Below are 6,626 nucleotides of genomic sequence, written 5' to 3'. Positions count from 1 at the left end.
TGTTAAAGATCCTAACCCCCCGGCCCCCTTCCCTTTTTTAATAAAGGGAAGGGGGAGCGAATTGTGCCGCTTTGCTGAGTCTTCGCCTTACATGTCAACAAATTTTATTTTTTTTCTAAATCTTTGTGCTCTCTACTGGTTGATTTTGGTTGCGGCTATGCTGCCTTAGATAATTCGTAAATTTTAATTTAAAAATGCTCGCAAGCGGATTCGTGACTTTGCTGGGTTTTCTGTAGTTGATTAATGTTTAGTGCTCTGGTGCTTTGGTATTTAAGGTATCCTTGGGTCTAACCAATACAAAATTTAACAGCATACCGAAAAAGGTTCGCTGTGGGAGGTGTGGAAATTCGCCAAAAAAGATCAAAATTTTAATTGCATGTTGTTACTGATTTAAACTAAATTCACCATTTCTTGCAAGCTTAATAATCAGTAAACAGAAAAGGAAGGCCTATGCAGGTACCATTATTAGATTTAAAAGCACAGTACCAGACCATCAAGCACGAAATTGATCCGGTAGTGCAGGAAGTGATCGAATCACAATACTTCATTTTAGGGCCTAAAGTGGCCGAGTTTGAGCAGGCAGTGGCCGATTATTGTCAGGCGAAGTACGCGCTCGGTGTCTCCTCTGGAACGGACGCTCTGTTAATCGCTTTGATGGCTCTGGATATTCAGCCAGGCGATGAAGTAATTACCACAACCTATTCCTTTTTTGCCACGGCTGGTTCCATTGCCCGTTTACACGCTACACCGGTTTTTGTGGACATTGATCCGCAAACTTTTAACATCGATCCTCAAAAAATTGAAGAGAGAATTACTGAAAAAACTAAAGCTATTATTCCCGTCCACCTTTATGGCCAGATGGCGGACATGGATCCGATCATGGAAATTGCCAGTAAACATAATCTTTACGTGATCGAAGATGCGGCTCAGGCTATTGGCAGTGAATATCACGACGGAAGACGGGCCGGCTCGATTGGCCATATTGGTTGTTTTTCCTTTTTCCCTAGCAAGAATTTGGGCGGCTTTGGCGATGGCGGGTTGGTCACTACCAATGATGAAAGGCTTTACGAAAAGTTAAAATATTTACGCAATCACGGAGCGCACCCTAAATATTACCACAAAATGATTGGCGGCAATTTCCGTCTGGATGCCCTGCAAGCGGCGGTACTCAATGTAAAATTAAAACATCTTGACGATTGGACAGCCGGACGTCAGAAAAATGCCGATTTTTACAACCAGGGGATCGAAGAACGCGGATTGGCAAAGTGGGTAACCCCTCCGGTTAAAAAAGCAGGCTATCGGCACATCTTTAATCAATACATTTTACGTGTACAAAAAAGAGATGAATTGTTAAAGTATTTGAAAGACCATCAAATTGGTTGTGAAATTTACTATCCGGTAACTTTTAATAATCAGGAGTGCTTTGCATATCTGGGGTACAAAAAAGGCGCTTTTCCGGTGGCTGAAAAAGCGGCTGAAGAAACCCTGGCCATTCCCATTTATCCGGAGTTGACCGATGCGCAGAAAAATTATGTGCTGGATACGATTCAGGATTTTTACAAATAATTAATACCAAAACTGGTGAAGTAAGCTCACTTCACCAGTTTTCTTACCCTGTTAATCATCTCTTCGAGCTGGGGAACGGTGTACGGTTTTTCCAGGACGTCAAAAATTTCCAACTTTTTTAAGGCCTTCTTTTCTTTCGCTTCAGAAATACCTGATGAAATGATGATGGGAATGTTTCTATCCACAGAACGGATTTTTTCATAAAATTCTTTGCCATTCATATCCGGCATAAGCAAATCGACGATGATTAAATCGAGCTCATCTTTTTTCTCTAAAAATATGCGAAAACCATCTGAACCGGAATTGGCAAGGTGAACATTGTGGCCTAAATAGGAAAGAATTTCTGAAGCTAATTCGAGCACCATCAATTCATCGTCAACCAGTAGAATGTTCATTTGAGTCTTAGAGGGCACCAAATTCAACTCCTCACATGGCATCTGATTAAACTAATAAGTGATTCAATACGAACCCGAGAAAATTGCCATTCAAATTTCTGGCAATAAATAATAAATCGACGATTAGGAAGGAAAACTTTAGAAATAAAAAGCCGGATAAATCTCCGGCTTCAGGCTTTTAATTTTTCATCCAGGTAGGTTTTAATTTCGTCCATGTGGACGCGTTCCTGCTGCATGGAATCACGCTCGCGTACGGTGACCGTCTGGTCATCCAGTGTTTGTGAATCAACAGTAATACAGAAGGGGGTGCCTGCTTCATCCATCCGTCGGTAGCGTCGGCCGATAGAGCCGGCCTCGTCGTAGAAAATCCGGTAATCTCCCCGAATCTGATTCACGATATTCCTGGCAATTTCAGGCATCCCATCCCGTTTAACCAGCGGTAAAACGGCCGCTTTAATGGGCGCGATAGATGGTGCCAGTTTCAAAATGACCCGTTCTTCTTCTTCAGTGTAAGCATCGACCAGGCAGGTCAGTAAGGTGCGATCGCAACCGACCGAGGTTTCAATGATGTAAGGAATAAAGCGCTCTTTGGTTTGGTCGTCAAAATAACGAAGGTCCCTGCCGGAAAACTCCTGATGACGGCTCAGATCGAAGTCTGTACGATTGTGAATGCCTTCGATTTCGTTCCAGCCAAATGGGAATTCGTATTCGATATCAAAAGCGGCTTTGGCGTAGTGGGCCAGTTCATCTGGCGCATGCTGGTGGAAGCGCAATTTTTCTTCTCGCAGTCCCAGGCGGCGGTACCATTTCATGCGTTGCTCTTTCCAGTACTCAAACCATTTTTCGTCTTCGCCGGGCTTGACGAAATATTGCATTTCCATTTGTTCAAATTCCCGGGTTCGGAAGATGAAATTGCCCGGCGTGATCTCATTGCGGAAGGCTTTGCCGATTTGGGCGATGCCAAAGGGCAGTTTTCTTCTGGCTGCTTCGCGCACGTTGTGAAAATTAACGTAGATCCCTTGAGCGGTTTCCGGACGCAAAAAGACTACGTGGGCAGAGTCTTCCACGGGCCCCATAAAGGTTTTAAACATCAGATTGAATTGACGAATTTCGGTGAATGAGTCGCGATTGCCGCAAACCGGGCAAGGCTTTTCCAGATCGATCTGATCGGCACGAAAGCGCGATTTACAGACTTTACAGTCCACCAGAGGATCGGAGAAACCAGCTACATGACCAGATGCTTCCCACACTTTTGGGTGCATCAGGATGCTGGCATCCAGGCCTTCAATATCGTCCCGTTCGTATACCATAGATTTCCACCACAGTTCTTTAATATTTTTTTTCATTTCAACGCCCAACGGGCCGTAATCGTAGCAGGAATTTATGCCTCCGTAAATTTCGCTGCTTTGAAAAATGAATCCCCGGCGTTTAGCCAGCGACACCAGTTTATCCATTACTTTGTTTGCGTTTTTGTCAGCCACAAAGCCTCCTTGATTTTTATTGAAGTAAATTAAGTGCCAAATATAAGGGATTTCAATAAAAAACTCTAAAAAATTTTAAAATTGGGGAGGTATTGATTCTGAACCATGATTTGCTTGATTACCATGATTTAGGTTTTTTTATATCGAGAATCTGCGGTTAAAAATGAGAATTACGTTCCATTGGGCAGTAAAAATCAAGGCAATCCTTAAATCCCGGTAATCATGGTTCAGAAGAATATGATTATCAGTATTAGCTTTTCCTGTATCGGGAGCCTGTGCCTAATAGATCGCTCCTATTCAGACAACTTTTGTTAGGAATCCACCCTAAAACTTGTTAAATTTCGTTTGTACAACAAAATTGAGGCCAGGCCAATGAGTGTCCATTTATTTCGTGATATTGAGAAGGTAAAGAAAAAATTATTGACTTTAAGTTCTTTAGTGGAAGAGATGGTCTTTGATGCCATTAAATCGGTGCAGGCAGGAGACCGGACGCTGGCCGAACAGGTCGTGAATCGCGATCATGAAATCGATTTAATGGAAGTAGAAATTGAAGAAGATTGTCTGAAGATTTTAGCGCTGCACCAACCTGTGGCCATTGATTTGCGTTACATCGTGGCCATTCTCAAAATCAATAACGATCTGGAACGTGTGGGAGATCTGGCTTCCAACATCGCTCAGCGAGCCCTTGATTTCACTCATGACGTCGACCTCCCCCAACCTTTCGACCTACAACACATGGCCGATATTACACGTAATATGCTCAAAATGAGCCTGGATGCTCTGATTAATATGGACGAAAATACCTCAAAAAATGTTTGCCTAATGGATGATCAGGTCGATGTATTGCACCGTAATAATTTTAATCAGCTGATCAAACTTATTACCCAGAATCCCGATAAGACTAAAAACTATCTCAACTACCTCTCTCTCTCCCGCTATCTGGAAAGAATTGCTGATCTGGCGACCAATATTGCGGAAGACGTCATCTATTTAATCACCGGCAAAATTGCCAGGCACCAGCCAGAGCTGCAAGGGGCCTAAACAAAAAGTCAGAGTTCATGTAATCGGACGGTTTGGTGCCTGATCCCCGATTTTTAATCTCAACCTTTCGCTGAACAGACAGCCGCGGGCCTTTCTTTAGAGAAGTGGATCTTTTTAGAAAAAATATTAGACTCAATCGGTCATAAATAACAAAATGTTACAGCTTACTAAGATGCTTCTTAAGAATCCTGAAGTACGATGTCTCTTTTTGGACTTATGGCGCTAATTTTTATTTTAAAATTACCATTAATTTTTGTATAATTCGGGCAACCAATAGTAATCAAAACAGGGAGTACAATGCCAAAAAAAATTTATTTTGAACCATCGCGTACCCTGATGGAATTCCGTTTACTACCTGGCCTTACCACCGAAAAGACGCTCATTCACAATATTTCCTTACGCACGCCCATGGTTTTCTGGGAAGAAGAAGATTCAAAATACTATTTGAATGTACCCGTCGTGGCTGCGGCTATGCAGTCCGTTTCTGGCGTAAGAATGGCCATTGAGCTGGCTAAATTAGGCGGCACAGCATTCATTTATTGTTCACAGCCCATTGAGAGCCAGGCTGAAATGATCCGTAAAATCAAACGTTACAAAGCCGGATTCGTGCCACCCGAAACCGTTTCTCCGGATATGCTGATCCGTGATCTGTACGACCTGACGAGACAGCGGGGCTACAACACCTTTCCTGTGGTGGACGAAGAAAAACATCTCCTGGGCATTATCACTAAAAACGATTACGACCTCAAGCCGCATGGCGATTTGACCGTGAAAGAACGTATGATTCCCCGAAAAGAGCTGACCGTTGGAGTGAACATTGACAACATCAAGCAGGCCAACACGCTTTTGCGTGAAACGCACCAGTCGGTTTTGCCTATTGTCGATGAACAGGATCGCCTCTTGTTCCTGGTATTTCGCAAGGATATTCGCAATCACCTGGACAATCCGGATGAAATTCTGGATGAACACAAACGCTATTTTGCCAGCGCGGCCATTAACACACACGATTACATGGAACGCGTTCCTGCTCTGGTGGAAGCTGGCGTGGATTTTCTGGCTATCGACTCTTCAGACGGCCATTCGGTCTTTCAGCAAAGAACTTTGGAGTGGGTGCGCAAACACTACCCGCACATTCCCGTGATGGGCGGGAATATCATCACCGAAGAAGGTTTTGATTTTTTGGTGGAACATGGCGCACGGGCTGTAAAGGTTGGCATGGGCAGCGGTTCGATCTGCATTACTCAGGAACAGAAAGGAACCGGGCGGGGGCTGGCCACGGCCATCATTAAAGTAGCAGAAGCGCGTGATCGCTATTTTCAAAAAACGGGCAAGTACATTCCCATTGTGGCTGATGGCGGTATCGTTAATTCCAAAGACATTGTCGTGGCCCTGGCCCTGGGAGCCGATTATGTGATGATGGGCCGTTATTTTGCCCGCATGGATGAATCGCCTACAGAAAAAGTAACCATTCACAATCGCGTTATGAAACCTTACTGGGGCGAAGGGTCGGCCCGCGCACGGGAATGGAAAGAAGCGCGTTACCACCAGTTAATTTTTGTGGAAGGAGTGGAAGGATTTGTGCAGTACGCTGGTAAATTGCGGGACAACCTGCCCGAAACGCTGGCCAAAATCAAGGCCGCCATGTCTTCGGTAGGAGCGGCCAATATCCGTGAATTACATGAAAAAGCTGAGCTGGAAGTGGTTTCGGCGTTGTCCATTCGCGAAGGTAAGGCTCATGATATTTACCTGCCAGGCAGCGAAAATGACTACACAGCAATAGATTGGGGTAATTGATGGCAAATTACATTGTACTGGGCGCCCAGTGGGGCGATGAAGGCAAAGGGAAAATCGTCGACCTGCTGGCCAGCCGTGCCGATCTGGTGGTGCGCTTTCAGGGTGGGGCCAATGCCGGACACACGGTTATTGTTGGCGATCAAAAATTTGTGCTGCATCTCATCCCGGGCGGTATTGTTTCCGGACGAGCCATGAACGTGATTGGCAATGGCTGTGTGGTTGACCCGATTACCTTCAAGGAGGAGATCCTCTACTTAAGGAGCAAGGGCATTGAAGTAACGCCGCAGAAACTGATGATTTCGGCCCAGGCACACATTGTTACTCCGGTTCATAAATATCTGGATCGCGT

Annotated in this window: 6 protein-coding genes; 4 read left to right on the top strand and 2 right to left on the bottom strand. The window is 44.6% G+C overall.

Going from position 1 to position 6,626, the window contains the following annotated elements:
- The first annotated feature begins 450 nt into the window (after positions 1-450).
- Positions 451-1,566 (top strand): DegT/DnrJ/EryC1/StrS family aminotransferase, encoded by a 1,116-nt coding sequence (locus tag ACWB0I_RS15305; RefSeq protein ID WP_479388944.1) that lies wholly within the window; start codon positions 451-453, stop codon positions 1,564-1,566.
- 26 nt (positions 1,567-1,592) lie between these two features.
- Here the strand turns inward: ACWB0I_RS15305 and ACWB0I_RS15300 are convergent, their stop codons facing one another.
- A complete protein-coding gene (locus ACWB0I_RS15300) occupies positions 1,593-1,979 on the bottom strand; it encodes a response regulator (RefSeq protein WP_479388943.1) in 387 nt (128 codons plus the stop codon).
- 152 nt (positions 1,980-2,131) lie between these two features.
- Positions 2,132-3,415 carry a glycine--tRNA ligase gene (locus tag ACWB0I_RS15295; RefSeq protein WP_479388945.1) on the bottom strand — a complete coding sequence of 428 codons (1,284 nt, stop codon included), beginning with the start codon at positions 3,413-3,415 and terminating at the stop codon, positions 2,132-2,134.
- A gap of 399 nt (positions 3,416-3,814) precedes the next feature.
- Between ACWB0I_RS15295 and phoU the strand changes: the two genes are divergently transcribed.
- The 3 genes from phoU to ACWB0I_RS15280 all read left to right on the top strand — a co-directional run.
- Entirely contained in the window at positions 3,815-4,483 is a 669-nt protein-coding gene (gene phoU, locus ACWB0I_RS15290; RefSeq protein WP_479388942.1) for a phosphate signaling complex protein PhoU, read from the top strand.
- A 297-nt stretch (positions 4,484-4,780) separates the two neighbouring features.
- Positions 4,781-6,277: an IMP dehydrogenase gene (locus ACWB0I_RS15285; protein ID WP_479388941.1), complete on the top strand. Its 1,497-nt coding sequence runs from the start codon at positions 4,781-4,783 to the stop codon at positions 6,275-6,277.
- Positions 6,277-6,626: adenylosuccinate synthetase (locus ACWB0I_RS15280; protein WP_479388940.1), on the top strand; the 350-nt coding region annotated here is incomplete at its 3' end. The genes ACWB0I_RS15285 and ACWB0I_RS15280, both read left to right, overlap by 1 nt.

The organism is Caldithrix sp. (genome assembly GCF_056497305.1).
The sequence above is the reverse complement of the archived record's forward strand: the minus strand, read 5'-3'. Positions and strand labels throughout refer to the sequence as shown.

Excerpts from the sequence above, each read along its gene's own strand:
- ACWB0I_RS15305 (WP_479388944.1), top strand. The coding sequence starts at position 451 with ATGCAGGTACCATTATTAGATTTAAAAGCACAGTACCAGACCATCAAG.
- ACWB0I_RS15295 (WP_479388945.1), bottom strand. The coding sequence starts at position 3,415 with ATGGATAAACTGGTGTCGCTGGCTAAACGCCGGGGATTCATTTTTCAA.
- phoU (WP_479388942.1), top strand. The coding sequence starts at position 3,815 with ATGAGTGTCCATTTATTTCGTGATATTGAGAAGGTAAAGAAAAAATTA.
- ACWB0I_RS15285 (WP_479388941.1), top strand. The coding sequence starts at position 4,781 with ATGCCAAAAAAAATTTATTTTGAACCATCGCGTACCCTGATGGAATTC.